This is a genomic window from Salinicola tamaricis (genome assembly GCF_003006155.1).
Lineage (GTDB): Bacteria > Pseudomonadota > Gammaproteobacteria > Pseudomonadales > Halomonadaceae > Salinicola > Salinicola tamaricis.
The window spans coordinates 38,091-63,912 of sequence record NZ_CP023559.1 but is presented as its reverse complement, the minus strand read 5'-3'; the positions used below and the strand labels follow the sequence as shown (position 1 = coordinate 63,912).

Here is a 25,822-nt window from a genome sequence, read left to right as displayed (position 1 = left end):
CCTAGCAGCTCGCCGGGTTCGGCGCCGATGCCCGATGCGGTACGCTATCCTGTCGCTGGCCGCGTGTGGGGCCGAATATCTCGTCGACACGTTATGAAGGTTCGAAAACGGTAGGAAGGTTGATGAAGCATTTCGTGGTACGCCCGCGCTCGGTGGCGGGCTGGGGGCTGTTGCTGCTGTTCCTGGGCCTGATCATGATGGGACTGTGGCCAGTGGTGGCCGGGGTCAATCGGGCGCGGCTGGCGTTCGGTCTGCCGTGGCTGGCGCTATGGGCCTATGCGATCGTGGCCGGCTGCTGGCTCGCTATGCTGCTGGGCAACCGCTGGCTGGCGCGGAGGGCGCGCGGGGATGACTAGCCTGTCGACCAGCAGCCTGGCCCCGCTGTGGATCACCCTGAGCTATGTCGCGGTGGCCCTGGTGATCGGCCTGGGCGCGCGCCGCGGTCGCGTCATGGACAGCCTGGAGGAGTGGGGCGTCGCCGGACGCAGCATGGGCGGCGTGACCCTTTATCTGCTGATCGCCGCCGGCAGCATCAGCGCCTACACCTTCATGGGCGCCCCCGGTTGGGCCTACAGCAAGGGCGTCGCGGTCTTCTACGTGGTGATCTATCTCTCCTATCTGGCGCTGGTGGCCTGGTACTGCGGTCCGCGGGTGTGGGAGTTCGGCCGGCGCTTCGGCCACGTCACCCAGGGCGCGGCCATCGCCGACCGTTACCAGAGTCCGCTGCTGGGTGGCCTGGCGGCGCTGGTGATGTCGATCGGCTCGCTGGCCTATGCGGTGCTGCAGACCATGGGCTCGGCCTACATCCTGGCGGTGATGAGCGGCGGGCGTATCCCGGTCTGGGCAGGGGTGATTCTGATCCTGGCGGCGATGGCGCTCTATCTCTACGTCAGTGGACAGCACGCCATCGGCCTGACCAACGCCTTCCAGGGTGTGCTGATGCTGGTGGTGGCGTGGAGCGTGGGGCTGTGGTCGGCCCATACCGCCAGCGGCGAGCTGGGCTTCGGCGCCATCTTCGCGCGTCTACAGGCGGAGCGTCCCGACTTCCTGACCTTGCCGGGGGCGGGCGGTGACATGAGCTTCGCCTTCTGGACCACCTCGATCATCGTCTCGATGCTGTCGTTCATGCCGCCGGTATGGAGTCAGTGGATGAGCGCCCGCTCGGCCGACACCATCCGGCGCAGCGCGACCTGGCTGCCGACCTACTACATCGTGGTGCTGCCGATGGTGGTGGTAGGCTTCATCGGCATTCTCGCACTGCCGCAGCTCGAACGTGCCGATACCGTGGCCTTGAGCTACGCCCTCGGCCATCTGCCGGTCTGGCTGGTGGGGCTGCTGGGGGCGGGCACCCTGGCCGCGGCGATGTCCTCGTGCGAGCCGTTTCTACACTCGGTGGCCATGGCCTATGCGCGCGACATCGCCCAGCCGCTGTGGCGGCTCAGCGACAGCGCCACGGCGCGACTGGCACGGCGGCTGCTGGTCCCGATCATGGCGCTGATCGTCGCCCCGGTGGCGATCAGCGAGCCGAGCAACCTGGTGATGATCCTGCTGGTGGGGCTCGGCTTCGCCACCCAGGTGCTGCCGGCCTTCATCGGCATGTTCGTGTGGACCCGCGCCTCCACCGCCGGGGTGATTGCCGGCATCATCGCCGGTTTCTGCGTGACTCTCGCCTTCACCCTGATCTGGCGCAATCCGCTCGGCGTGCATGCCGGCTTCTGGGGACTGCTGGTCAATCTGCCGCTGTTCGTGGGCGTGTCGCTGCTCACCCGGCCGGTGCGCGATGACGTGGTCGAGCGCTTCTTCGCCATCAGCGCCCCGGGTCGCTCCCGCGCCTGACTGGCGCGGATGGGTTCAGGCCGGATTGGCGGCGAGAATCTTTTTCAGGAAGCGCTGAGTGCGTTCATCGCGTGGCTGGCTGAAGAGTGTCGCCGGCGGCGCCTGTTCGATGATTCGGCCCTCGTCCATAAACACCACGCGGTCGGCGACCTCGCGGGCGAACTGCATCTCGTGGGTCACCACAATCATGGTCTGGTGCTCCGCCGCGAGCTGCTTCATCAGCCCCAGGACTTCCTCGACCCACTGCGGGTCGAGGGCCGAGGTCGGCTCATCGAACAGGATCACCTCGGCGTTGGCCGCCATCGCCCGGCCGATGCCGACGCGCTGCTGCTGCCCCCCGGAGAGCGAGGCCGGATAGGCATCGGCCTTGTCGGCCAGGCCAATGCGCTCGAGGATCTTGCGCGCCCGGGCATGTGCCTCGCGCTTGGAGAGGCGGTCGACCACGATCATGCCTTCGGCGATGTCTCCAGTGCGGTCTTGTTGGCGAACAGCGCATAGTTCTGGAACACGAAGGCGGTGCGCCGGCGCAGGGCGAGAATCTGCGCCTGAGTAGCGCGGGTGGTATCGACCTGCAGATCGCCCACGGTGAGCTGGCCGGCATCGGGGCGCTCGAGGAAGTTGATGCAGCGCAGCAGGGTCGACTTACCGGTCCCGGAGGGGCCGACCACGACGATGATCTCGCCGCGCTCGAGTTTCAAGTCGATGGCGTCGAAGACCACCTGGTCGCCGAACTGCTTACGCAAACCCTTGAGTTCGATCATCGCTGATAGGCCCGATTGAGTCGTTGTTCCAGCCATTTCTGTACCCACGACAGGGCTTCCACCACGACCCAGTAGATCACGGCGACGACCAGAAAGGCTTCGAAGTAGAGGAAGCTGCTGGCGGCTTCCTTCTGGGTCGCCCCCATCAGCTCGGTGACGCCCAGCGTGAAGGCGAGCGAGGTCGACTTGATCATGTCGATGAAGTAGTTCATCAGCGTCGGCGTGGCGACGCGGGTCGCCTGGGGCAGCACGATACGCCGCATCAACTGGCCCTGGGTCATGCCTACCGAGAGCGCGGCCTCGGTCTGGCTACGGTCGATCCCGACGATGGCGGCGCGGATCGACTCCGCCATGTAGGCCGAGAAGTGCAGGGTCAGGCCGAGAATGGTGGCGGTGATGCCGTTGATCGAGACCAGGAAGGTGAGCACCTGGGGCAGACCGTAATAGAACAGAAACAACTGCACCAGCAGCGGCGTGCCGCGGAAGAACGAGATGAACAGCATGGCGAAGGCGTTGAGCCCGGGCAGCTCGGTCACCCGGATGACCGCCAGCAGTGAGGCCAGGACCAGGGCGCACAGCATGCCCGCGGCGGCCATGCCCAGGGTCAACGGTAGATAGCTCAGAAGGATGGGCACCAGGCCCAGCATGTAGTCGACATTGAGTGCGTGCATGGAGATCACTACGCCGCGCAGCGCGGCCGTGGATAACAGAAAGGCCCATGAAGCCGGCGAGCATCATGGGCCGTGTCGCCCCAGCGCAGCCCTGCGTGTAAGACACAGGGTACGACTCGAGGGCGGCGTGGGATCAGAATATCAGGGTTGGGTGATATCGGTACCGAACCACTTCTCGGAGATCGCTTTCAGCTTGCCGCTGTCGCGCAGCTTGGTCAGTGCGGCGTTGACGCGATCGCGCAGGGCGGCGCCGGCCTCATCGTCGCGGAACGGGTAAGCGTTCTGGATCTGCGAGAAGGGCTGACCGGCGAGCTCGAGCGGCAGGGGCTTGTCCTTGATCACCTGGGTCGCGCTGACACGGTCCATGACGAAGGCGTCAGCACGGCCGAGGGCGACGTCCTGCTCGATGTTGGAGTCGTAGGTCTTGATATTGATCTGGTCGGCGTAGGGCAACTCCTCGAGCAGTGCCTCGTAGTTGGAGCCGAGGTTGACCGCGACGGTCTTGCCCTTCAGATCTTCGACACCGTGGATGGCGTCGTTGCCCTTGCGCACCACGACCTGGGCGCCGTCGTAGACGTAGGGGGTGCTGAATAGGTACTTCTTCTCACGCTCGGGAGTGATGGTGATCTGGTTGGCGATGGTGTCGATGCGCCCGGAGTCGAGCATCCCGGCGAGCCCGGAGAAGCTGGCAGTGACGAAATCGATGTCGTCGCCGGTCTCTTCGCCGATAGCATTCATCAGGTCGACCTCGAAGCCCTTGAGCACGTCATGGTCGACGAAGGTGAACGGATAGTAGCCGCCGGACATGCCGACGCGCAGGGTGTCGGCATGCGCCATGCCGCTCATCGCGGCCAGTCCAAGACCCAGGGCCAGGGCGCCGCTGCGGAGCATGCGGCCAGCCAGAGAATGTGCGTATCGAGCCATGCGGGTGATCTCCTCGTCGATAGGGTCAGCGCGGGGGACGGACCGCGCGGTCGTGAATGGATGTAGGATAGCGCAAAATTTTTTGTCGGAATAAGAGAAAAATTTTATATGCCATTTTGTTTGGGGCTATGGGATCGTCGTCGGTGGCGAGCCCGCCAGTACGGGGCAGATGGCGGAATATTTTGTACGAGCCTTTGTTGTTTGTAATGTATTGATCTAACATCGGCTCGATTCTCTTCGTGAAGGCTGTCGCAGGGACGTGACCAAGGGACTTGCGCGAAGCGCTGGTTAGCGGCATGGCCAGGGAACGGGCCGATAGGCTCAGGTACCGTTGAGAGTCGAGAGCGAGTCGCGTTCTGGGCGCTATCGGCGTTGCTCTCGCAGCCCCGGCAGACGGGCTGGAGCGCATCCTGCTTTCGGGGAGTCGATGTCCTTCCATCGTCTCCCTTTCCCCATTTTATAGCCCACCTGCCAGCGGCATCGGGCATCATCCATGCCTGGCACGTGCTTGACCTAGAGAAAGGTTTTGTATAACTTTGCACGCGTTGGTCGATTCATCGGCTTCAAGGATGAAGTCTAGGGACATCAGATGAATCTCGACTGCGATCACGGAAGATCGTATGGCTACAAGTCACCAGGAAAGTGACCTCGTAGCTTGATTGCACAGCACCGCACGCCGGCAGGGGTCAGGATGACTCTCTCCAGGACAGGAAGTCCCCGGCGCAGGCGGATCTGACAAAGGCGGGCCCCCGGGCTCGCCTTTCGTGTGTCCGGCACCTCTTTATCCCTTTTGCGGCTGTCGATGCGTTGACGTGTCGATGATGATACCGGCCATGGATGTCGAAGGGGCGACATCCCGAGCCCCGAGGCAAGCAAAAAGCGCGATTTGCGCTATGCTGATGAAACGCCATCCGCCGAGTGCGCGGCGTATCTGTCAATCAAAGAGACAAGGGACTTGCCATGAAAAAAGGTATTGCAGTCGTCACCGCTACCGCTCTCATGCTGCTCGGCGGCGCGGGTATGGTCTACGCCGACAGCGCCGCGCTGAAAGATGCTGAGCAGGCCAATCAGGAGCCGCTCAAGAAGGGTGACGGCGTGACCGAGTCGCAGCAGGACATGATGAGTGGCGAGAGCAAGCATCAGGGCATGGATGAAAGCGGTCACAGCGCGGCGACCGATGATTCCATCGACGCCATGCAGGAAGAGACCGATGGCAAGACCGATATCAAGGATGCCGAGGATCTTGACTCGATCAATGCCCAAGGTCAGAGCGACGCCGCGGCGGCCGCCCAGAAGTCCCAGTGACAGGCGAATGACCTCTCTCAAAAAGCGCCCCGCGGGGGCGCTTTTTTGTGGCGTGACGGCTGTCTGCCATGAGCGCCAAGATACATAAAGATACAATTACCTTGCCGATTCTTCACCTGTATCAAATTATCTGATCTCCAAGGGGTCCACAGTGTGCGTGTCGTCAGGGAGACGTCAGGAAGCGAGGTCGCAGGAGGCGGCCGGCACAGGGAGGTTTGGCAGGAAGCCATGGCCTACGGCAGGAAGCCGTCACGACTAGGGGGTTCGTACGCGGACCCTCTATTTTTGTGTCTGTCCGAGCTGCGCCGACAGTTGGGCGCTCATGCTGCGAGCGGGCAGGGTGCCAGGCATTGAATTGACTTTGAGGCGCTCGTCCGTAAAATGAGCGCGCTCTTCATCCAGCGGATGTGGTGGAATTGGTAGACACGCTAGATTTAGGTTCTAGTGCCGCAAGGCGTGGGAGTTCGAGTCTCCCCATCCGCACCAGCTTGATTCAAGAAGCCTTAAGGCTTTTGATGAACCTCCCCAGCTCTCCCCTTCCCTTTGATTGTCCGGCGTGGCCCAGTTTGGCGCGCACTCCCCGTTCTGTTGATCGTTTCGCGGACCCTGCATCGCTCGGTCGTCCCTCATGGCCCGGGAAGCGGCCAGTGCGCGACCCGAACCTCCTCCTAGGCGCCTTCAGCTAAGGCTCGTAGGCGACGCGATGCAGGCGTATCACCACTTTCTCGATGAACGACTTGCAGCGGGTCGCGTAGTGCGGATGGATCTGGCGTATATGCCCGTCAGGATCGCAGTCGCCCTCGTAGGTGATCTGGTTGCGTCTCTGGATCAGCACGTTCAATTTCTGCTTGATATCGGTCGGGGTGCAGGCGGGCCCCGGCCAGATAGCGGCAATCGACTCGATGATATCGGCATGCCCCAGCAGACGATAAGCGGCGATCAACTCTTCCGGTGACTTGAACGAGAGCGACGTGCGACCGCTGGGCTGGGATGGGTCGACCCAGATTCGCGCGCCATGACGCTCTTTGTTGGTTGGGCTGCGGTGCATGCACAGGCTCGAGCATGGCGTTCCGTCCGACTGCTCGAGCACGTTCTTCATCGGTACGTAGAGCGAAATGCAGGCGCGATAATCCCCCAGCTTGTCGGTGACGACTTCGTCGACGTAGGCGTCCATGGCCGCCAGCGAGAAGGCAACCGCCGAGCGCGGCAGCCAGAGCAGGTCGCTGTGCGCCTCGTCCAGCCGTCCGCGAGGCAGAATGCCGCGCGCGCTGCACAGCTCTCTGTACATGTTCACAAGCTTGTCGACGGCCGACATTCGGCTCTGAAAACGCTCGTAGAGTGACATGTTGTTCGTATAGCCCCCAGGAATGATGGACGGTGATATGGCATCGATGAGCCGCAGCGATCCCGCCGTTGTCGCTCTCTGATGGGCATGCAATCGGCGTGACCTTCCTTTGCGGCGTGATGATTATCGATGAATTTTTCTTTGCTTATCAAAGCTGATATTTTCACAAGATAATACTAATGTTTTGTAGTTTATTACGCTGAATGAGCTGGTGGTCATGTCGACATTTCCCGTCGTTGCCATCAGATTTTTAATGGCATGTCTATCGAAAAAGCCTTTGTGAAAGCGTGTTTGGGTTTTTTGTTGTGTTGGTGTAAATATTTTTGTGAGAGCACATAGGGCTTGGGTTGGGGGTGCGGTATTTTCATATTTTTAATATTAGACTTTCTTTATGTTTTGGCGTGTGAGCTTTGTATCATGGCGATAATATCGTTTGCGAAAACGTACGCTTTGCTCTTCAGTCAGGTTGAAGAGTGCTTCAAGGCATCAGGTAAGTTCATGTCTCGAAAAGGGCTGATGTCGGCCAGACATCAATTAAGAGGGGCGGCGGCGGGAGAGAGCGAGGACGTATGAAGGCACAATGGGCGGGGAAAGACGATGCGGCCGGTCGATAGGCGCCTGATCGGCTGCTGGGGCGTGGAGGTTTTCACCCTGGCTGAGGCCAGGATGAAGGCGAAACCGTTCGAGCACTCCTTGTTGCCAGTGAGGTCACCGCGATAGATGAATGCGCTTTTCTGCCTTGACTTCATCACCTAGTTGCCATCTCTCACAGGGAACACCGAAACGATTCTCTGCTTCGGAGCGCAGCAGGTCGATGCGGCGAATCAGCGCGCGACGATTGCTGCAGATACCGATGGGAATGGTGCGCACGAAGGCGCCGCGATCATGACTCACTCTGACACTGAAGTGGGGTGACGCCTCCTTGAAAAGAGGCGCGCACGCGATACGGTTTCAATCCTGATTCCAGTAGCTGTACGGCTTCCTGTCTGGCCAGTGGCATCGCGAAAAGCCTCCTCGAATCAGTTGAGAGCCGGGCCGTAGAGAGGGCGGCCAGGACCGCGAATGGCTCCGCTCGCCGGGATGTCGGCGGATCGACCTCAGTGTAGCCAAGGTCAGTGGGCGCGGCGTGATGGCGTTCAAGCCGCCGTGCCGCCCGCCGATCTCTCGGGAGAGGGTGCGCCGGCATGCCGAGTGCTGAGCGTTACCAGAGCGGGTGGGAAGCGGGCGTCAGAAGAGGAGGGAAGAGGCGCATGATCAGACGTTACGCGCTGCGCCGGGTGATCGCTGCCGGCAATTTGCGCTGGCGGCTCGAGCGCTGGCTACGCCGGGCGTTGCCCGGCTACTGCGCGTTCTGCTATGCCCGCCTCACTGGTGATCTCCCCTGGTGTCCCGACTGCGATGGCGACCTGCCCTGGAATGTCGTGGCCTGCCGTCGCTGCGCTGAGCCCATGGCGACGCGGGGCGGGGGAGACGTCTGCGGGCGCTGTCTGCGGCGCCCGCCGGCATTCGATGCGGCTTGGGTGCCGCTGCGTTACGAAGGAGAACTGATACGACTGGTGCAGCGCTTCAAGTTTTCCGCCGATCCGCGGGCTGGCAGGCTACTGATGGAGCTGCTGGTCCATGCCATGGGCACCACCGCACCGTGCGGTGAACGACTGATCGCCGTTCCGGGCTCGTGGACACGCACCCGCGAACGGGGGTTCGACCCGGTCAGCTGGCTGGGCGGCTCGCTCGCTGCGCGCTGGCAGTTGCCGCGGCTGGTGGCGCTACGCCAGCGCGACGCGCCGAGCCAACGGGGACTAGACCGCGCCGCGCGCCGGCACAACGTCAGGGACGCCTTCGGGCTCGAAGGGCCGCTGCCCGAGTCGGTGCTGCTGCTGGATGACGTCATGACCACCGGGGCCACCCTGGAGTCGCTGGCCCTGGCCTGTCGCCGCGCCGGTGCGCGCCACATCGGGGTGGTGGCGCTGGCACGTACGCCGCCGGACCGAATCTGATAGCATGCGCCGCCATAGCCTTCGTCTGTCGAGGTAAGCCATGAGTGCCGCATCGCCGCATCCGTTCGAGACCCTGACCCCCCAGCGTGTGGTCGAGGCGGTCGAGTCCCAGGGCTTCTGGTTGCCGGGGGAGCCGTTCGCGCTCAACAGCTACGAGAACCGGGTTATGCCTTGAGTGACGACGAGCGCCAGCGCTGGGTCGCCAAGTTCTACCCCCCCCGAGCGTTTGAGCACAGCGCAGATTCTCGAAGAGCACGCCTTTCTGGGCGAGCTCGCCGCCGCCGAGGTCGCGATCGGGGCGCCGTGGCAGAACGCCCAGGGGGAGACGCTGTTCGAGGCGGAGGGCTTCCGCTTTGCGCTGTTCGCCCATGTGCCGGGGCAGGCGCCGGAGCTCGACAATCCCGCCCATCTCTTTGCCCTGGGCCAGCTGATCGGGCAGGTGCATGCCGTCGGCCGGTCGCGCTTTCCAGCATCGGCCGGTGTTCGAGCCGTTACGGCTAGTCGAGGAGAGCCGTGAGAGCGTGCTCGCCGCACCCTGGATGAGCGCGCGGCAGCAGAGTGCCTATATCCGCGTGACCGATGCTCTGTTGGGGCTGCTCGCCGAGCAGCCTGGCCGCAGCAGGCGCTGCAGCGCGTTCACGGCGACTGCCATCTGGGCAACATGCTCGCCGCGACGACCATTTCGCCCTGGTCGACTTCGATGACTGTGCCATGGCGCCGGCGGTGCAGGATCTGTGGATGCTGCTCACCGCGCAGTCGCCGGAGGAGTGGCAGATGCAGCTCTCCGAGGTGATCGAGGGCTACGAGGAGTCGCTCGACTTCGATTCGATCGACGCCAGCTCGAGTGGATCGAGGCACTACGCACGCTGCGCCTGGTGCGCCATAGCGCCTGGCTGGCCAACCGCGCTGCAGGACCCGGCGTTCCCGCGCGCTTTCCCCTACGTGGCCGACAGCGGTTACTGGGATCAGCACATCCGCACCCTGGAGCAGCAGCGAGTGGCGTTGGACTCGCCGCGCTGGCTGGCCTGAGGGCGGCGGGCGCGGGCACGACCGGTGCGTGCCGGCGATAGAGCGCGGGGGCGAGTTTCGCTAGAATCCCTTTTCATCATGCGCCGGCTTTCGTGGCCTGCGTTTTCCTCTTCCCATCAGCGTGGCGCCGGTGCCCGATAGTCGGCGTCAGCGCCCGCAAGCGACAGGATCAAGGCAGCATCATGACAGAGCAATTGGCAGGCCATTTTCGCGGCATTCTCGAACACCTGGGGGAGGACCCCCAGCGCGAGGGGCTGCGCAATACGCCGCAGCGGGCCGCCAAAGCGATGCAATTTCTGACCCAGGGTTACCATCAGTCTCTGGAAGAACTGGTCAACGGCGCCGTGTTCGCTTCCGACACCGACGAAATGGTGCTGGTCAAGGACATCGAGATGTACTCGATGTGCGAGCACCATGTGCTGCCGTTCATCGGCAAGTGCCATATCGCCTACCTGCCCCAGGGCCGGGTGCTGGGGCTGTCCAAGTTCGCGCGCATCGTCGACATGTATGCTCGGCGGCTGCAGATTCAGGAGAACCTCACCCGCGAGATCGCCGAAGCGGTGATGCAGGTGACCGGCGCGCGCGGCGTCGGCGTGGTGGTCGAGGCCCAGCACATGTGCATGATGATGCGCGGCGTCGAGAAGCAGAACTCGTGCATGAAGACCTCGGTGATGCTCGGCAGCTTCCGCAAGAATCAGACCACGCGTCAGGAGTTCCTGATGCTGGTCAACGGTCGCTGACACGGGAGCGCGACAATGGATGGCCGGCTCGACAGCTTCGATGACGACACCCAGCGCGGCGAGATCGTGGCCGCGGATGGCCAGCGCTACACTTTTGAGTTCGGTCAGTGGCGCGGACGTGGCCTGCCGGCGGCGGGCCAGGCGGTGCGCTTCGATGTCGCCGAGGAGCGCGCGGTGCGCGTGTTCAATCGGCCCGAAGCGCAAAAGCCCGCGCGCAGCACCCGTGATGCCAGCGGCAAGGTGCAGTGCAAGCAGCTCTCGCACTGGGCGCTGGCGGCTTTCGTGGTGGCGTGTGCCGGCGTCGGTGCCGGACGCTATGCACCGGTGGTCGAGGTGGTCGCGCTGGTGCTCGCCTGGCTGGGGCTGCGCCACGTGCATCGCGCGCCGCAGCGCTTCAACGGCCAGGCGGTGGCGGCGCTGGCCCTGGTGATCGCGGTCGGCGTGACGCTCTGGTCCCAGGGCGTGGTGTAACCGGCTGCGACGGTTTGGCGCCCCGGCCGCTGTCATACCGATTGTCACTGGCGCCAACGCAGCGAAAGCGCCATCCTTTCTTCCGACACCTCGCCCGTTTCAGACGCGTCGCCCGAGTCCTGGCGGCGCGCCAGCAATCACCGCCGGCCGCGCGGTTTCTTCGTGGTCGGCGGCAGGGCACATCAAGGAAGGAGGACTCATGCAATCCATCAAAGAGAGCGCGCTGTTCAGGCCCTATGCCTATATCGACGGCCACTGGGTGGCTGCCGACAGCGGTGAACAGATCGACGTCGACAACCCCGCCAATGGCGAGATTCTGGGGGTATGCCACGGCTCGGCCGCGCCGAGACCGAGCGCGCGATCGAGGCCGCCGAGGCAGCCCTGCCGGGCTGGCGCAACCATACCGCGCTGGAGCGCGCCGACATCCTGATGAAGTGGTACGAGCTGATGCTCGAGCACAAGGATGAGCTGGCCGCGATCATGACCGCCGAGCAGGGCAAGCCGGTCAAGGAGGCGGCGGGGGAGATCGTCTACGCCGCGAGTTTCATGCGCTGGTTCGCCGAGGAGGCGCGGCGTATCTACGGTGACACCATCCCGGCGGCCAGCAGCCAGCAGCGCATCGTGGTGACCAAACAGCCGGTGGGGGTGGTCGGCGCGATCACGCCGTGGAACTTTCCCTCCTCGATGATCACGCGCAAGGCCGCAGCGGCGCTCGCCGCCGGCTGCACCATCGTGATCAAGCCGGCCAGTCAGACGCCGTTCTCCGCCACCGCGCTGGCAGCGCTGGCCGAGCAGGCAGGGGTGCCGCGGGGTGTCTTCAACGTGGTACCGGGCAAGGCCAGCGAGATCGCCAAGGCGATGACCGAGTCCCCGGTGGTGCGCAAGGTCACCTTCACCGGCTCCACCGAGGTCGGCAGTTCGCTGATGGCGGGTGCCGCCCAGCATATCCAGAAGATTTCGCTGGAGCTCGGCGGTAACGCCCCCTTCCTGGTGTTCGAGGATGCTGACCTGGACGCCGCGGTCGAAGGCGCCATCGCCTCCAAGTTCCGCAATGCCGGGCAGACCTGCGTCTGCACCACCGCTTCCTGGTCCAGTCGAGCGTGATCAACGCCTTCAGCGAGAAGCTCGCGGCGGCGATGAATAGCGAGCTGAAGGTCGGCGACGGTTTCCAGGATGGCGTCAATATCGGGCCACTGATCGATGAGGATGCGGTGGCCAAGGTGAGCGAGCACGTCAAGGATGCCACCGACAAGGGGGCCCAGCTGCTGCTCGGCGGCCACGAGCACTCGCTTGGCGGGCGCTTCTTCTCGCCCACCCTGATCAGTCACGCCACCCCGGAGATGAAGGTGGCGAGCGAGGAGACATTCGGCCCGCTGGCGGCGGTGTTCCCGTTCGAGACCGAGGAGGAGGCCGTGCGGCTGGCCAACGACACCCAGTTCGGTCTGGCCTCGTACTTCTACTCGCGGGATCTGGGGCGCGTCTGGCGGGTGGCGGAAGCGCTCGAGTACGGCATGGTGGGCATCAACACCGGGCTGATCTCCAACGCCAGCGCGCCCTTCGGTGGCGTCAAGGCGTCCGGGCTGGGGCGCGAGGGCTCCAAGTACGGCCTCGACGAGTATCTCGAGGTCAAGTATCTGTGCATCGACCTGGGCCAGGCTTGAGGCTCTGGGGCGGCTGAGTTCCTCCTGCCGCCCCGCATCAAAAAAGCCCACGACAGACGCTGTCGTGGGCTTTTTTTTGCGCTACCTGGGAGCGCGGCGGCGCTCAGTGGCGGAAGTGGCGCATTCCCGTGAACACCATCGCGATGTCGGCTTCGTTGGCAGCGGCGATCACTTCGTCGTCACGCATCGAACCGCCGGGCTGGATGACCGCGGTGATGCCGGCGGCGGCGGCGTTGTCGAGGCCGTCACGGAAGGGGAAGAAGGCGTCAGAGGCCATCACCGAGCCGGCCACCTGGAGCCCGGCGTGCTCGGCCTTGATGCCGGCGATGCGGGCCGAGTTGATGCGGCTCATCTGGCCGGCGCCGACCCCCACGGTCTGACGGTCGCGGGCGTAGACGATGGCGTTGGACTTGACGAACTTGGCCACCTTCCAGGCGAACACCAGATCATGCAGTTCGCGCTCGCTGGGCGCGCGGCGGGTCACCACCTTGAGTTCGTTGGCGGTGATCATGCCGGTGTCCCGGCTCTGCACCAGCAGACCGCCGTTGACGCGCTTGTAATCCCAGCCCTCGCCGCTGTGTGCCGGCAGCTCGCCGCACTCCAGCAGGCGCACGTTGGCCTTGCTGGCGACCGCGTCACGCGCCGCGGCGGAGATCGTCGGGGCGATGATCACCTCGACGAACTGGTGCGCGACGATCGCCGCGGCGGTCTCGCCGTCCAGCTCGCGGTTGAAGGCGATGATGGCCGCCGAAGGCGACTCGCTGTCGGTGGCGAAGGCCAATTCGTAGGCTTTGAGGATGCCGCCCTCGGCTTCGGGCACCACCGCCACGCCGCATGGGTTGGCGTGCTTGACGATCACGCAGGCGGGCTTGGTGAACGATTTCACGCACTCCAGCGCAGCGTCGGTGTCGGCGACGTTGTTGAACGACAGCGCCTTGCCCTGGGAGCTGGTTGGCGTGGCGATACTGGCCTCCGGCTCGACCTGGCCCCGTTCAACATAGAAAGCCGCCTTCTGGTGCGGGTTCCTCGCCGTAGCGCATGCCCTGCTTCTTGCTGAACTGCAGTGACAGCGTGCGCGGGAAGTCGGGCTCGCCGCTGCCCACCCGCTGGCCGAAGTAGTTGGCGATGGCGGCGTCGTAGGCGGCGGTATGCTCGAATGCCTTGATCGCCAGATCGAAGCGGGTCGCCTGGCTTACTGCCCCGTCATGACTGGCCATGTCCTTGAGCACCCGGGAGTAGTCGTCGGCATCCACCACGATGGTGGTGGGCATGGTTCTTGGCGCAGGCGCGGACCATGGTCGGGCCGCCGATGTCGATGTTCTCGACCGCGTCGGCGAGGCTGCAGTCGGGGTTGGCGACGGTGCGCTCGAACGGGTAGAGATTGACCACCACCAGATCGATCGGCGCGATGTCGTGCTCGGCCATCACCGCATCGTCCTCGCCGCGGCGGCCGAGGATGCCGCCGTGGATCTTGGGATGCAGCGTCTTGACGCGACCGTCCATGATCTCGGGGAAACCGGTGTGTGCGGAGACTTCGGTCACCGCGACATCGTTCTCCTGGAGCAGGCGGTAGGTGCCGCCGGTGGAGAGCAGCTCGACGCCGCGGCCGACGAGCTCACGAGCGAAGTCGACGATACCGGTCTTGTCGGAGACGCTGAGCAGGGCGCGGCTGACGGGGCGGGAGGAGGATGCGGAGTTTTGAGACATGCCAATCCACTCTTGTCGGTCGGTCGAACGCGCGCTGGAGGGCTTGAAAGTCCGAGCGGCGGGCGTTCGGTGGTGCCCCGCATGGGCGAGGCGAGGGGGAGAATCAGATCAGGTCGTACTGCTTGAGCTTCTTGCGCAGGGTGCCTCGATTGAGGCCCAGAAGCTCAGCGGCGCGGGTCTGGTTGCCTTCGACATGGCGCATCACGACGTCGAGCAGCGGCGCCTCCACCTCGGCCAGCACCATGGTGTAGAGATGCGACACCGTTTCACACGTTTCATCACCCTCGAGATGGGTGAAGTAGCGCTCCATCACCTGCTCGACGCACTCACGCAGGGTGACTTGAGAGCTCTGCTCGGCCATATGAAGAGATTCGACCTCCAGCGGCGAATTGCCGTCGAGGTCCAGAGGCTGCCGACTGTTCATGCTGCGTGAATTCCGTTGTCGATCGCGGTGTCGCCACGAAAGAGTTCATGAAGAAAAGCGAACTGCTCCGCGCTCTGCTCGAGCCGGTTGAAACGCGCGCGATGCTCGCGCCGTGGATCGCGGCTCGCGAGGTACCAGCCGATATGCTTGCGCGCCACGCGCACCCCGAGGTAGTCGCCGTAGTGGGCGTGCAGCGCGATCAGTGCCGGCGCATGGTGGCCTCTATCTCCGCGAGGCTGGGGGCGCGTGCTCGCTGCCGGTACGCAGGTAGTGCTCGATCTCGCGAAACAGCCACGGGTTGCCCTGGGCGCCACGGCCGATCATCACCGCATCGGCACCGGTATAGGCAAGTACCTCGGCGGCGCGCTGCGGTTGTGATATCGCCGTTGGCGAACACCGGGATCGATACCTGCTGCTTGATCGCGGCGATGGTGTCGTACTCGGCGCTACCGCTGTAGCGCTGCTCGCGGGTCCGCCCGTGGACGCCAGGGCGGCGATGCCGCGTTCTCCGCCAGGCGCGCCACGCGTAGTGCATTGCTGTCTGCTCGCACCACCGGTGCGGATCTTGAGGGTCACCGGAATCTCGACCGCAGCGACCACCGCCGTGAGAATGTCGTCGACCAGGCGCTCGTCGCGCAGTAGGGCCGAACCGCTGCCTTGTTGCACACCTTCTCGCCGGGCAGCCCATGTTGAATATCGATGATCTCGGCCCCGGCCGGCGTTCATGCGCGCGGCTTCGGCCAGCATCTGCGGATCGCCGCCGGCGATCTGGACCGAACGCGGGCCGGGTTCGCCACGGTGGATCAGGCGTTGACGCGACTTGCGGGTGTGCCGAGCCGACTGTCCGAGGTCACCATCTCCGACACCACCAGACCTGCGCCGAGCTCGCGACAGAGCTGGCGGAAGGGGCGATCCGTGACGCCGGCCATGGGCGCCAGAATGACCCGGTTGGGCAGTGTGTGGCGGCCGATGCGGGGCAACGCACGCTCGGGCTGCGCGGACACGGCTTCACGCATGGTTACAGAGGCTCGGGGAAAACGGGAGGCTATGATACCGGGCGCTCCGGCTTTGTTGAAGCGCTGTTTGGTCGCACGAACGCGGCAAAAGGGCGTCGGCGGCGGGGCCTGGGCTCCGCCGCCGCGACTCAGGCGGCGGGGCGCTCGCCGCTCAGCAGCACCCAGCCCTCTTTCTCCTGCGGCGGCGCCATGCGCAGGCCTTGGTCGCGATAGGCGTCGAGCACGCTGTCTGCCTGGGCGGCAAGGATGCCGGAGAGCGCCAGGCGCCCGCCGGGCGCGACGCGGTCAGCGATCTCGGCGGCGAGCTCGATCAGCGGGCCGGCGAGGATATTGGCCACGACCACCTCGAAGCGGCCCTGGCCGAGACGCTCCGGATACTCCAGCAGCAGCCGGCTGTCATCGAGCTGATTGCGCTCGGCGTTGTCGCGGCTGGCCTGCAGCGCCTGGGGGTCGATATCCACGGCCGACCGCGGTATCCGCACCCAGCTTGAGGGCGGCGATGGCGAGAAACCCGAGCCGCAGCCGTAATCGAGCACCTGCACGGCGTCGCGGGGCTGGGTCGAGCCAGCCGAGGCAGAGTGCGGTGGTGGGATGCGTGCCGGTGCCGAAGGCGAGGCCCGGGTCGAGCAGCAGATTGACCGCCTGGGGGTCGGGGGCCGCGTGCCAGCTGGGCACGATCCACAACCGCTCACCCATGCGCAGCTGCTCGAAGCCGTCCATCCACTCGCGCTCCCAGTCACGGTCGGCGAGCAGTTCGTACTCGATCTGCGGCGCGGGGTCTTCCGGCGCCTGTTCGGCCCAGGCCCGCTGGACCCGCTCGATCATCGCCTCTACCCCCTCAAGATCGTCGTAGAGGCCGGTCAGGACCGTCTCCTGCCACAGCGGCGTGGTGCCGCGGTCGGGCTCGAAGACCGGGTCGTCGGGGCATCCTGCAGGGTGATCGCGCTGGCGCCCTCGGCCAGCAGCAGCTCCTCGAGCCACTCGGCCTGTTCGGGGGCGATATGCGCCTTGAGTTGTAGCCACGCCATGGCGGCGCTCCTTGGTCTCGTCGGTGGGGGGCGAACGCAGACGGGGCGGTCATACCGAGGGGCTTTAGACAGATCCCCAGAGCATGACCGCCCCGTCGTGACGCGCCGCGAATCAGCTCAGGCCGAGCTTCTTCTCGAGGTAGTGGATGTTGACCCCGCCTTTCTGGAAGGCGCTGTCACGCACCAGATCCTTCTGCAGGTCGGTATTGGTCTTGATCCCTTCCACCAGCAGCTCGTCGAGCGCATTGCGCATGCGCACCAGGGCGATCTCGCGATCCGCGCCCCAGGTGATCAGCTTGCCGATCAACGAGTCGTAGTGGGGCGGCACGGTGTAGCCGGTATAGATGTGCGAATCCATGCGCACGCCCAGGCCACCCGGCGGGTGGTAGAGGTCGATCTTGCCGGGCGAGGGCATGAAGGTGCGCGAATCCTCGGCGTTGATGCGGCACTCGAAGGCGTGACCGTTGAGCTGGACATCCTCCTGGCGAATCGACAGCGGCAGGCCGCTGGCGATGCGCAGCTGCTCCTTGACGATATCCACACCGGTGACCATCTCGGTGACCGGATGCTCGACCTGGACGCGCGTGTTCATCTCGATGAAGAAGAACTGGCCGTTCTCGTAGAGGAACTCGAAGGTGCCGGCGCCGCGGTAGTTGATCTCGATACAGGCGTCGGTACACGCCTTGAGCACCTGGGCGCGTGCCTCCGGGTCGAGGTGCGGCGCGGGGGCCTCCTCCAGCACCTTCTGGTGGCGCCGCTGCAGCGAGCAGTCGCGATCATAGAGGTGGATGGCGTTGCCCTGGCCGTCGGCGATCACCTGGACTTCCACGTGGCGTGGGTTCTCCAGGAATTTCTCCATGTAGACGGTGCCGTCGCCGAATGCTGCAGCTGCCTCGGCGCGGGTCACGCTCACCGCCTTGGCCACTTCGCCGTCGTTGCGCACCACGCGCATGCCGCGGCCACCGCCGCCGGCCGCGGCCTTGATGATCACCGGATAGCCGATGCGCGCGGCGATCCGGCGGATCTCCTCGCCATCCTCCGGCAGCGGGCCGTCGGAGCCGGGCACCGTGGGCACGCCGGCCTCCTTCATGGCGTTGATCGCGCTGACCTTGTCGCCCATCAGGCGAATGGTCTCGGCGCGCGGACCGACGAATACGAAGCCCGAGCGCTCGACCTGCTCGGCAAAGTTGGCGTTCTCGGAGAGGAAGCCGTAACCGGGGTGGATCGCCGTCGAGTCGGTGACTTCGGCGGCACTGATCAGTGCCGGGATATTGAGATAGGACTGCGCGGACGATGCCGGGCCGATACAGACCGCTTCGTCCGCCAGCCGTACGTGCATCAGGTCGCGGTCGGCCTTGGAGTGGACCGCCACGGTCTTGATCCCCAGCTCCTTGCACGCGCGCAGGACGCGCAGCGCAATCTCGCCTCGGTTGGCGATGAGTACCTTGTCCAACATGATGGTTTCGCCCGTGTCGCCTTAGTTGATGATGATCATCGGCTGGTCGAATTCGACCGGCTCGCCATCCTCGACCAGGATTGCCTCGACCACGCCGTCTTTGTCGGCTTCGATCTGGTTCATCATTTTCATCGCTTCGACGATGCACACGGTATCGCCTTTCTTGATGCTCTGCCCGACTTCGACGAACGCCTTGGCACCCGGAGCCGGCGAACGGTAGAAGGTACCGACCATCGGCGAGGTGACCGCGTGGCCCAGCGGCTGGACCGGCGCCGGCTCGGCCGGATCGGCGGCGGGTGCGCTCGGCTCGGCGGTATGCTGCGGGGCGTAGTGCATCGACTGGGGCATCATCATCGGCTGCTGGGCAGCACCGAAACCGTGGGGATGGCGGCTGATGCGTACCGATTCTTCGCCTTCCTGAATCTCGATTTCGCTGATGTTGGACTCTTCGAGCAGTTCGATGAGTTTCTTGACTTTGCGGATATCCATGGTGATGTCTCGGCTCCGTAAGGGTGGAAGAAGTCTTGATGAATGTCTGTGGTGGCCAGCACGAGGCCACCGTGAAAAGGCTGTTTCCGCGCCGCCGGGGCGTTCAGTCGCGCGCCAGTTGAGCCAGGGCCGCGTCCAGCGCCAGGCTGTAGCTGTCGGCGCCGAAACCGGCAATGACGCCGCGCGCCACGTCGGTGAAGTAGGAGTGGGCGCGGAACGGCTCGCGCGCGTGCACGTTCGACAGGTGCAGCTCGATGAACGGAATGGCGACACCGGTGAGGGCGTCGCGCAGCGCCACGCTGGTATGCGTGAAGGCAGCCGGGTTGAGCAGGATGAAATCGATCCGCTCCTCGCGGGCGCGGTGAACACGCTCGACCAGCTCATGCTCGGCATTGGACTGTAGCCACTCGAGCTGGTGCCCGGCGGACAGCCGCGCTGGGTCAGCGTCACGCGGATATCGTCGAGGGTCGTGGTCCCGTAGACCTCGGCTCGCGGGTACCCAGCAGGTTGAGATTGGGGCCGTTGAGAACCAGTAGTCTAGCCATGCCTGTCCTTGCGCTGTTAACCCTGTCGTACTTCGCTGAGATGACGTCACTTTCATGCAATGGCAGCACGAGAGACTCATTTACGCGCTGCCGCAGAGTTTGCCGAAAAAGCCAGAGTGTCTAGCCTGAGACGCGAACGACGTTCGCTAACCGCCCGGCCACGGGCTCGTTCGCGCACGTTAGCCTCATCAGGCGGGGTCTGATAACCCCCGATCCTGTCGGGTTGATCATTCTTCCGCGCGGGATGACATGAGCGCGTCGAGGTGGGCGGCCAGCGCCGTGGCGCCGACCTCGCCCTGGATGCGCGCGGTGCGTCTTTCCGCCACCGCCATCGAAAACAGCAGCAGCCGGTGGGCCGAAGAGCCCGTAGTGCGAGAGCAAGGCTCGGCTCGCCGCACTATCGGCGCTGACATCGGCGCGGATCAGCGTGAACCCGGCCAGCGCTGGGCCACCGCGGGCGGGGGAATCTTCGTGCTCCATCACCTGACAGGCGATGCACCAGTCGGCGCTGACATCGAGCATCACTGGGCGGGCCGTCGCGCTGCGCCACGTCCAGTGCCGCCTGTAGCTGGCGTGATTGGTGACAGTAGTGAACTTTGGCACCGTGGGGCTGCCCAGGGTGGGGCTCCCGGCGCCGGGCGCGAGCGGGCGCAGCGGGTCGCTGCCGCCCTGGGCGGCGCCCCACGCCAGCGCCACGCCCCACACCAGCAGCAGCCAGCCCAGCGCCTGACGCAGCCGCGGCCAGCCAGGCGGCGTGCGCAGATCGAGCGCGCCCAGGGCCAGCGCGCAGACGAGCGCCAGCAGCGCCCACAGCAGCAGGGTCAGCGGCCCGGGCAGCAGCCGCGCCAGTAACCAGATGGCCAGCCCCAGCAGCAGCACCCCGAAGAGTGCCTTGACCCCGTTCATCCAGGCGCCGGCCCGCGGCAGCAGTTGGGCGCCGAAGGTGCCAGCGACCACCAGCGGCAGGCCCATGCCCAGCCCCAGCGCGAACAGGGCCAGGGCACCGCCGAGGCTATCGCCGGTGGTGGAGATGAACACCAGCGCGCCGGCCAGCGGGGCCGAGACGCAGGGCGAAACCACCAGCACCGACAGCGCACCGGTGGCGGCCAGGCCCAGCGGGCCGCTGCTTTGCAGGCGCTGCTGCCAGGCATCCGCACGCTGGCGCAAGCGATTCGGCAGACGCAGCTCGAAGGCGCCGAACAGCGCGGCGGCAAAGGCCGCGAAGAGCAGTGCCAGCGGGATCAGCACCCAGGCCGACTGCAGCCGCGCCTGCAGGTTGAGCGAGGCGCCGAACAGCCCCATCAGGGTGCCGAGCAGAGTGAAGGTAGCGGCCATGCCCGCGACATAGCTGAGCGAGAGCCCCAGGGCGCGCCGCCGCGAGGCGTTCTGGCCGACGATGATGGCGGTCAGGATGGGCAGCATCGGCAGCACGCAGGGGGTGAAGGTCAGACCCACGCCGGCGAGAAAGAACAGCGCCAGGGTACCCAGCCCCAGACCCTGGCCGAGCAGCGCCTGGAACCGCCCATCGGCGCTGAGCGGTACCGCGCTGCCGGCACGCGCTTCAGGGTCCGTGCCAGGGGACGCATCGGGGCGGGGCGCTGCGGCGTTCTCGGCAGACTGGCCCAACGGGGCGCTGTCACTGCTCAGCGTCTGAGCGGGTAGCTGATCGGCCTGGGGTAGAGGATCGGCTTGGGGTAGAGGATCGGCCTGGGGTAGCGGATCGGATAGCGGTGACGAATCGGCCTGGGAGGGTGACTCGAATCGCGGGTTGGCGTCGGCGCGGTGATTGCCGTCGGAGGCCAGGGGCGACGCCTGGGCATCGTCGCTGGCATCGGTGAACGCCGCTGGGGCGCCCCCGGCGCGGGCTGTGAGGCGCCAGTGCGCCGGCGGATAGCAGAGGCCGGCATCGGCGCAGCCTTGGAAACTCAGCGTCAGGGTCAGCGGCGTATTGCTTGCCCGATCGGCAGTCTTGGGCAGGGGCGCGCTCAACATCACGGTGTCGCGGAAGATATGCACCGGCCCCAGATAGGGGTCCTGCTTGAAGGTTCCCGGCGGTATCGTCAGCGGCGACAGCGCCTCGCCGTTGGCATCCGCCAGGGCGAAGCGCTGGCGATAGAGATAGTGGCCGGGGAGGGCGCGCAGGCCGACGTAGACGCGCTCGGCGTCACGCCAGGCGTAGGCGTGGAAGGCCTCTGTCACCGGTAGGAAGTCGGCTGTTTCGGCGCTGGCGAAGGGCGAGGTATCGCGGGGTGAAGAGAACGGGCTCTGCGCCTGCGCCAGTGATGTCAGCAGGCACAGCGCGAGGATGAGCAAGCAGCGCGAAGAGAACGACATGCGTGACACGGAATCCTGATCGGTTTGACGGAGCGCAGCGCCGTCGTGGGGTTGCAGGCTGGAATGCAGGCCGCAGCCGTTGGAGCGCGCAGGGCGGCAAAAGTGCCATGACCGACGCCTGGACAGGGGGACGACGGATCGGTTCGGTATGCAGCGAAAGGCGGGCTGCGCGCCGCCGGGAGCATGATAGGATAAGTGACGAATATCTCCCAATGAACGTCTCTCGACGCCCTCAACCCCGTCAAGACAAGGATCGTCCATGGCTCTGTTTCGCAAGAAGGCGCCGTTATCGCGCACCGAGGTCCTCGAAACCCCGCAGTACGGCTGGATCTGGAAGCCGCTGGTGGCGCTGGTGGCGATCTATCTGCTGATTTGCATTGTGCTGGGCATCTGGTGGAGCTGGACGCCGTCGCCGGTCGACCCGCGTCAGGCGGTGGCGCTGCAGCGTGGGGTGCCACAGAGCGCTGGCGAGCGCCAGTCGCAGGTGGCGATCAAGCCCGGCGAGGCGCTGCTGGCGACCAATATCGAACTGCTCGACACCCTGCTCGACAAGCCCGGCGGCTATCTGCGCAATGACGTCATGCCACCGGGGCTGTGGCTCGATAACATGCCCAACTGGGAGGCCGGTGTGACTCAGCAGGTGCAGGATTCGGTCGCCTCGCTCGGCAGCGCGCTGGAGGTGGGGCAGGCGCCGCTGAAGGCCGCTGACGAAGCGCTCGCCGGCGATCTCGACAGCTGGCGCTGGCCCGAGTCCGAGACGCTGCTGCGCGCGGCGCGCAACAATCTCGGGGAAGCCTTCTCTGCGCTCGAGAACAGTGGTGCCGGCACTCCTGTCCAGGACGCGGCGGCCTCGACCCCGGCGCCCAGCACGCTCGGCGCCGATGCCCTGAAGGCCTGGCTGGCCCAGGTGCAGAGCCAGCTCGAGACTCAGACCCAGGCGTTGGCAGCCAGTGTCGGACGCTCGCCGGGGGGCGGTCAGGCGGTCGAGAGCACCCCGTGGTTCCGTATCGACAACGTCTTCTTCAAGACCCGCGGCACCACCTGGGCGCTGCTGCAACTGGTTCAGGCGGCGCGCATCGACTACGCCGAGGCGATCGAGCAGGCCGGGCAGGGCGAGGCCTTCGACCAGCTGATCGCCGAGCTCAAGGCGTCCCAGGCGCAGGTATGGAGCCCGGTGATCCTCAACGGCTCGGGCTTCGGCTTCTTCGCCAACCACTCGCTGATGATGGCCAACTACACCGTGCGGGCGACGCAGTTGATTGGGCAGATTCGCAGCGCGCTGTAAGTGGCGCGGGCGCATCGCCGCGGCGTTGCCGGATACTCGCCATAAAAACCACAAGCGCCGCCCCAAGAGGGCGGCGCTTGTGATTGGGCAGGCCGCGATCGCGGCCGCCCGGGGAGGCGTGGCTTATTCGCTGGCGTAAGCGGCGACGGCCTTCTCGATCGCCTTGCGCGCGGCATCGGCACCATCCCAGGAATCGATCTTGACCCATTTGCCCTTCTCGAGATCCTTGTAGTTCTCGAAGAAGTGGGCGATCTGCTGGCGCAGCAGCTCGGGCAGGTCGGTCACTTCGTGGACGTCGTCGTAGAGCGCGGTGAGTTTCTGGTGCGGCACGCAGACCAGCTTGGCATCTTCACCGGCTTCATCCGACATGTTGAGCACGCCGACCGGGCGCGCGCGAATCACGCTGCCGGGCTGCACCGGGTAGGGCGTGACCACCAGGGCGTCGAGCGGGTCGCCGTCGTCGGCCAGGGTATGGGGAATGAAACCGTAGTTGGCCGGGTAGAACATCGGCGTGGCCATGAAGCGATCCACCACCAGGGCATCCATGTCCTTGTCGATTTCGTACTTGATCGGCGCGTGGTTGGCGGGAATCTCGATCGCCACGTACACGTCGTTGGGGAGATCCTTTCCGGCGGGAATCTTGTCGAAACTCATCATCGAGTCCTTGCGGTTTGCAGGTTGAACACCAGCGGGCGAAAATCCCACGGATTATACGAATAGGCTAGGCCGATTACCAATCCGTCCCCGGCGCTTGCGTGTCGGGAAGCGGCCGCCGCCGGTACGGACCACCCGTGGGGAGAAGATCGTTGTCGAATAGCTCGCTGTCGCTGACCTACGGTCAGGCCTTCGTGGCGCCGGATCTGCACCGCCACCGCAGTTCGATGTCGGTGCAGATCCCTCAGGGCGAGGCGCTGCAGGCCAAGGGCGGCTGCGCGCTGATCAGCGACTCTACTTGGCGCAACTCGATCGCCAAGCAGGCCGGCGATCTCAGCGTGCGCGGCTTTCTCGCCGACTACTACTCCACCCCGGAGCACTGGGACATCAAGACCTCGGCGACCCGGGTACTCCGGGCGCTCAACAGCTGGTGCTATAGCCAGAGCGGCTATATCGAGGGCGGCAGCTATATCTGCTCGCTGTCGGCGATGATCTTCCACCAGCGTCAGGCGCATCTTTTCCACATGGGCGATACCTTGGTGTATCGCATCCGCGGTGCCGAGTTCGAGCAGTTGACCCGCGACCACGTCACCGATCTCGGCGGTTATCGCTACCCCTCGCGGGCGCTGGGCATGGATGGCCATGTCGATATCGACTACTCGACCTTTACCCTCAAGCAGGGCGATCTGTTCCTGTTCATGACCCAGGCGGTGCGTGGCACCCTGGTGCCCTCCGAGTACGTGCAGCTGATCCGTGCCGACGTCAGCGATCTCGATGCGGCCTGCGAGCGGCTGACCGCGGCGGCCAACCAGCGCGCCAGCGAGCGGGGCTACAACGCCAACCAGTTCTGCTTCCAGCTGGTACGGGTCGACCGCCTGCCGGAGGTCGGGACGGAGGAGTCATCGCGGCTGTTTCACCATCTGCCGGTGCCACCGGAGGTGAGCCCGGGGGACCGCCTCGACGGCCTGGAGATCGTCGCGGTGCTCTCGCGCACCCCCCGCGCCCGGGTCTATCACGTGCGCGATGCGCGCAGCGGGCGCGAGATGGTGATGAAGGCGCCGAGCCCGGAGCTGTCGCCACGCAACGTCTATCTCGAGCACTTCGGACTGCAGCAGCGGGTGGTGGAGCGCATCAACTCGCCGTTCGTGGTCAAGGTGGTCGAGGCCGAGCGGCCGCGGCGCTATCTCTACTATCTGATGGCTTATGTCGAGGGGCAGTCGCTCAGCGAGTGGCTGCGGCTGCATCCGCAGACGAGCCTGGCACAGCGCCTGGAGATCGCGCGCCAACTGGTCAAGGCAGTGCAGGCGCTGCATCGTCATGAGGTGCTGCATCAGCATCTGCACCCTGACAATATCCTGATCGATCGCCACGGCAATCTGGTGCTGACCGACTTCGGTGCCTGCCATCGGCGCGACAGCGATAGCCAGGGCGTGGCGCGGGAGCTGGCGCGGCAGGTGGGGCTGACCGAACACAGCGCGCCCGAGTATGCCCTCGACACCGAGGTGGGGCGGCGCAGCGACCAGTACTCGCTGGCCTCCACCATCTACTGGATGCTGACCGGGCACCTGCCTTACACCCAGCTACCCAATCATCTACGCAGCCACACCGATCTGGAGCAGATGACCTATCGCCGCGCGCGCTTGAGCAACCCCGCCATCAGTGAGGATCTCGACGATGCCCTGCGGCGCTCGCTCGATCCGCTGCGCGCCCTGCGCTTCCGGCGTATCTCCGAGTTCGCCTACCGCCTGCGCCCCAAGCCGCGCGCCCAGACCGACGACCGGCGCCCGCCGTGGCGCGAGCCAGCCAACGTCTGGCAGGCGATCGCCACGGTGCTGCTGCTGCTGCTGATCCTCTCGTGGTGGCTAAAATAGCGGCTGACAGGCGGTCAACGCATCGACTGAAAACGCTTTTCACAACCGCTGGACGCTCCGGTCACAGGGCGTCGCGAGGGCGCTGTGAACCCCTCCCTGGGCGCTACCTTCGCCATCCCTGGCAAAGGACCCTCGCTGAGCCCTGCCTCCGGCGCCCATCGTCAAGGGGGGTGGACGCTAAGCAGCGGTCGGTGAAGCGAGGGCTGAGACGATGGCCTCGAAGACAGAGGGCCCCGGCGCGCCATGCGCCGGGGCCCTCGGGTGTGACAGCCG

General features: G+C 65.4%; 21 protein-coding genes, 1 tRNA gene and 8 pseudogenes. 11 read left to right on the top strand and 19 right to left on the bottom strand.

Annotation, left to right across the window (positions count from 1 at the left end; genetic code table 11):
- The first annotated feature begins 122 nt into the window (after positions 1–122).
- Both CN538_RS00285 and CN538_RS00280 read left to right on the top strand, forming a co-directional pair.
- On the top strand, positions 123–356 hold the full coding sequence (locus tag CN538_RS00285) for a hypothetical protein (RefSeq protein ID WP_106418167.1): 234 nt from the start codon (positions 123–125) through the stop codon (positions 354–356).
- Positions 349–1,836 (top strand): sodium:solute symporter family protein, encoded by a 1,488-nt coding sequence (locus CN538_RS00280; protein WP_106418166.1) that lies wholly within the window; start codon positions 349–351, stop codon positions 1,834–1,836. Before CN538_RS00285 ends, CN538_RS00280 begins: the two co-directional genes overlap by 8 nt.
- A 15-nt stretch (positions 1,837–1,851) precedes the next feature.
- Here CN538_RS00280 and CN538_RS00275 read toward each other — a convergent pair.
- The 3 genes and pseudogenes from CN538_RS00275 to CN538_RS00265 all read right to left on the bottom strand — a co-directional run bounded on the left by CN538_RS00275 (position 1,852) and on the right by CN538_RS00265 (position 4,159).
- A pseudogene (locus tag CN538_RS00275) lies at positions 1,852–2,597 on the bottom strand (amino acid ABC transporter ATP-binding protein).
- A complete protein-coding gene (locus CN538_RS00270; RefSeq protein ID WP_106418165.1) occupies positions 2,594–3,268 on the bottom strand; it encodes an amino acid ABC transporter permease in 675 nt (224 codons plus the stop codon). Before CN538_RS00270 ends, CN538_RS00275 begins: the two are co-directional and overlap by 4 nt.
- A 141-nt stretch (positions 3,269–3,409) precedes the next feature.
- On the bottom strand, positions 3,410–4,159 hold the full coding sequence (locus CN538_RS00265; RefSeq protein ID WP_106418164.1) for an amino acid ABC transporter substrate-binding protein: 750 nt from the start codon (positions 4,157–4,159) through the stop codon (positions 3,410–3,412).
- Positions 4,160–5,152: 993 nt separating this feature from the next.
- Between CN538_RS00265 and CN538_RS00260 the strand changes: the two genes are divergently transcribed.
- On the top strand, positions 5,153–5,497 hold the full coding sequence (locus CN538_RS00260) for a hypothetical protein (protein ID WP_129591254.1): 345 nt from the start codon (positions 5,153–5,155) through the stop codon (positions 5,495–5,497).
- 401 nt (positions 5,498–5,898) lie between these two features.
- Positions 5,899–5,983 (top strand) — tRNA-Leu (locus CN538_RS00255).
- Positions 5,984–6,179: 196 nt separating this feature from the next.
- Here CN538_RS00255 and CN538_RS00250 read toward each other — a convergent pair.
- Both CN538_RS00250 and CN538_RS20105 read right to left on the bottom strand, forming a co-directional pair.
- Positions 6,180–6,935: a hypothetical protein gene (locus CN538_RS00250; RefSeq protein WP_129591253.1), complete on the bottom strand. Its 756-nt coding sequence runs from the start codon at positions 6,933–6,935 to the stop codon at positions 6,180–6,182.
- Positions 6,936–7,550: 615 nt separating this feature from the next.
- Positions 7,551–7,712 carry a hypothetical protein gene (locus tag CN538_RS20105; RefSeq protein ID WP_164999455.1) on the bottom strand — a complete coding sequence of 54 codons (162 nt, stop codon included), beginning with the start codon at positions 7,710–7,712 and terminating at the stop codon, positions 7,551–7,553.
- 380 nt (positions 7,713–8,092) lie between these two features.
- On the opposite strand from CN538_RS20105, the gene CN538_RS00240 reads away from it, so the two are divergent.
- The 5 genes and pseudogenes from CN538_RS00240 (at position 8,093) to CN538_RS00220 (ending at position 12,740) form a co-directional block, all read left to right on the top strand.
- Complete coding sequence (locus CN538_RS00240; RefSeq protein WP_242495427.1) at positions 8,093–8,839, top strand: ComF family protein; 747 nt, start codon at positions 8,093–8,095, stop codon at positions 8,837–8,839.
- Between the two features lie 40 nt (positions 8,840–8,879).
- Positions 8,880–9,868, top strand: a pseudogene (locus tag CN538_RS26615) (serine/threonine protein kinase).
- Positions 9,869–10,050: 182 nt separating this feature from the next.
- Positions 10,051–10,608: a GTP cyclohydrolase I FolE gene (gene folE, locus CN538_RS00230; protein ID WP_106418160.1), complete on the top strand. Its 558-nt coding sequence runs from the start codon at positions 10,051–10,053 to the stop codon at positions 10,606–10,608.
- Positions 10,609–10,623: 15 nt separating this feature from the next.
- Positions 10,624–11,079, top strand: coding sequence for a hypothetical protein (locus CN538_RS00225; protein ID WP_106418159.1), 456 nt, complete (start codon positions 10,624–10,626; stop codon positions 11,077–11,079).
- Positions 11,080–11,278: 199 nt separating this feature from the next.
- Positions 11,279–12,740, top strand: a pseudogene (locus tag CN538_RS00220) (NAD-dependent succinate-semialdehyde dehydrogenase).
- A 103-nt stretch (positions 12,741–12,843) separates the two neighbouring features.
- Here the strand turns inward: CN538_RS00220 and purH are convergent.
- From purH to dsbD, 13 genes and pseudogenes are all read right to left on the bottom strand, one after another.
- Positions 12,844–14,447: pseudogene (gene purH / locus CN538_RS00215) on the bottom strand (bifunctional phosphoribosylaminoimidazolecarboxamide formyltransferase/IMP cyclohydrolase).
- A 103-nt stretch (positions 14,448–14,550) separates the two neighbouring features.
- Complete coding sequence (gene fis, locus CN538_RS00210; protein WP_106418158.1) at positions 14,551–14,871, bottom strand: DNA-binding transcriptional regulator Fis; 321 nt, start codon at positions 14,869–14,871, stop codon at positions 14,551–14,553.
- The gene (locus CN538_RS23835) at positions 14,868–15,029 is read right to left on the bottom strand and encodes a hypothetical protein (protein ID WP_164999454.1); all 162 of its coding nucleotides are present in this window, start codon (positions 15,027–15,029) and stop codon (positions 14,868–14,870) included. The genes fis and CN538_RS23835 overlap by 4 nt, the downstream gene beginning before the upstream one ends.
- A gap of 64 nt (positions 15,030–15,093) precedes the next feature.
- Positions 15,094–15,406: pseudogene (locus tag CN538_RS23830) on the bottom strand (tRNA-dihydrouridine synthase).
- Between the two features lie 59 nt (positions 15,407–15,465).
- Positions 15,466–15,675 (bottom strand): annotated as a pseudogene (locus tag CN538_RS23825) (tRNA dihydrouridine synthase DusB); the annotation flags it as partial.
- Positions 15,675–15,851: a tRNA-dihydrouridine synthase gene (locus CN538_RS23820; protein WP_277985062.1), complete on the bottom strand. Its 177-nt coding sequence runs from the start codon at positions 15,849–15,851 to the stop codon at positions 15,675–15,677. The gene CN538_RS23820 and the pseudogene CN538_RS23825, both read right to left, overlap by 1 nt.
- Before the next feature lie 164 nt (positions 15,852–16,015).
- A complete protein-coding gene (locus CN538_RS23815) occupies positions 16,016–16,423 on the bottom strand; it encodes a 50S ribosomal protein L11 methyltransferase (protein WP_277985061.1) in 408 nt (135 codons plus the stop codon).
- Between the two features lie 73 nt (positions 16,424–16,496).
- Positions 16,497–16,751 (bottom strand): annotated as a pseudogene (locus CN538_RS23810) (50S ribosomal protein L11 methyltransferase); the annotation flags it as partial.
- Positions 16,748–16,915, bottom strand: coding sequence for a hypothetical protein (locus CN538_RS21445; RefSeq protein WP_164999453.1), 168 nt, complete (start codon positions 16,913–16,915; stop codon positions 16,748–16,750). The gene CN538_RS21445 and the pseudogene CN538_RS23810, both read right to left, overlap by 4 nt.
- Positions 16,916–17,027: 112 nt before the next feature.
- The gene (gene accC, locus CN538_RS00195; protein WP_106418157.1) at positions 17,028–18,371 is read right to left on the bottom strand and encodes an acetyl-CoA carboxylase biotin carboxylase subunit; all 1,344 of its coding nucleotides are present in this window, start codon (positions 18,369–18,371) and stop codon (positions 17,028–17,030) included.
- 21 nt (positions 18,372–18,392) lie between these two features.
- Entirely contained in the window at positions 18,393–18,860 is a 468-nt protein-coding gene (gene accB / locus CN538_RS00190) for an acetyl-CoA carboxylase biotin carboxyl carrier protein (protein WP_035469406.1), read from the bottom strand.
- Positions 18,861–18,963: 103 nt separating this feature from the next.
- Positions 18,964–19,405, bottom strand: a pseudogene (gene aroQ, locus CN538_RS00185) (type II 3-dehydroquinate dehydratase).
- 120 nt (positions 19,406–19,525) lie between these two features.
- Positions 19,526–21,739 (bottom strand): protein-disulfide reductase DsbD, encoded by a 2,214-nt coding sequence (gene dsbD / locus CN538_RS00180; RefSeq protein WP_242495426.1) that lies wholly within the window; start codon positions 21,737–21,739, stop codon positions 19,526–19,528.
- Positions 21,740–21,998: 259 nt separating this feature from the next.
- Here dsbD and CN538_RS00175 point away from each other — a divergent pair, with 259 nt between their 5' ends.
- Complete coding sequence (locus CN538_RS00175; RefSeq protein ID WP_106418156.1) at positions 21,999–23,024, top strand: DUF2333 family protein; 1,026 nt, start codon at positions 21,999–22,001, stop codon at positions 23,022–23,024.
- A gap of 123 nt (positions 23,025–23,147) precedes the next feature.
- On the opposite strand, the gene ppa is transcribed toward CN538_RS00175, so the two are convergent.
- Positions 23,148–23,678 carry an inorganic diphosphatase gene (gene ppa, locus CN538_RS00170; protein WP_035469412.1) on the bottom strand — a complete coding sequence of 177 codons (531 nt, stop codon included), beginning with the start codon at positions 23,676–23,678 and terminating at the stop codon, positions 23,148–23,150.
- Between the two features lie 152 nt (positions 23,679–23,830).
- Here ppa and CN538_RS00165 point away from each other — a divergent pair, with 152 nt between their 5' ends.
- Positions 23,831–25,549 (top strand): bifunctional protein-serine/threonine kinase/phosphatase, encoded by a 1,719-nt coding sequence (locus CN538_RS00165; protein ID WP_106418155.1) that lies wholly within the window; start codon positions 23,831–23,833, stop codon positions 25,547–25,549.
- The last annotated feature ends 273 nt before the right edge of the window (positions 25,550–25,822 follow it).

Excerpts from the sequence above, each read along its gene's own strand:
- CN538_RS00285 (WP_106418167.1), top strand. The coding sequence starts at position 123 with ATGAAGCATTTCGTGGTACGCCCGCGCTCGGTGGCGGGCTGGGGGCTG.
- CN538_RS00280 (WP_106418166.1), top strand. The coding sequence starts at position 349 with ATGACTAGCCTGTCGACCAGCAGCCTGGCCCCGCTGTGGATCACCCTG.
- CN538_RS00270 (WP_106418165.1), bottom strand. The coding sequence starts at position 3,268 with ATGCACGCACTCAATGTCGACTACATGCTGGGCCTGGTGCCCATCCTT.
- CN538_RS00265 (WP_106418164.1), bottom strand. The coding sequence starts at position 4,159 with ATGCTCCGCAGCGGCGCCCTGGCCCTGGGTCTTGGACTGGCCGCGATG.
- CN538_RS00260 (WP_129591254.1), top strand. The coding sequence starts at position 5,153 with ATGAAAAAAGGTATTGCAGTCGTCACCGCTACCGCTCTCATGCTGCTC.
- CN538_RS00240 (WP_242495427.1), top strand. The coding sequence starts at position 8,093 with ATGATCAGACGTTACGCGCTGCGCCGGGTGATCGCTGCCGGCAATTTG.
- folE (WP_106418160.1), top strand. The coding sequence starts at position 10,051 with ATGACAGAGCAATTGGCAGGCCATTTTCGCGGCATTCTCGAACACCTG.
- CN538_RS00225 (WP_106418159.1), top strand. The coding sequence starts at position 10,624 with ATGGATGGCCGGCTCGACAGCTTCGATGACGACACCCAGCGCGGCGAG.
- fis (WP_106418158.1), bottom strand. The coding sequence starts at position 14,871 with ATGAACAGTCGGCAGCCTCTGGACCTCGACGGCAATTCGCCGCTGGAG.
- CN538_RS21445 (WP_164999453.1), bottom strand. The coding sequence starts at position 16,915 with ATGGCGTGGCTACAACTCAAGGCGCATATCGCCCCCGAACAGGCCGAG.
- accC (WP_106418157.1), bottom strand. The coding sequence starts at position 18,371 with ATGTTGGACAAGGTACTCATCGCCAACCGAGGCGAGATTGCGCTGCGC.
- accB (WP_035469406.1), bottom strand. The coding sequence starts at position 18,860 with ATGGATATCCGCAAAGTCAAGAAACTCATCGAACTGCTCGAAGAGTCC.
- dsbD (WP_242495426.1), bottom strand. The coding sequence starts at position 21,739 with ATGTCGTTCTCTTCGCGCTGCTTGCTCATCCTCGCGCTGTGCCTGCTG.
- CN538_RS00175 (WP_106418156.1), top strand. The coding sequence starts at position 21,999 with ATGGCTCTGTTTCGCAAGAAGGCGCCGTTATCGCGCACCGAGGTCCTC.
- ppa (WP_035469412.1), bottom strand. The coding sequence starts at position 23,678 with ATGAGTTTCGACAAGATTCCCGCCGGAAAGGATCTCCCCAACGACGTG.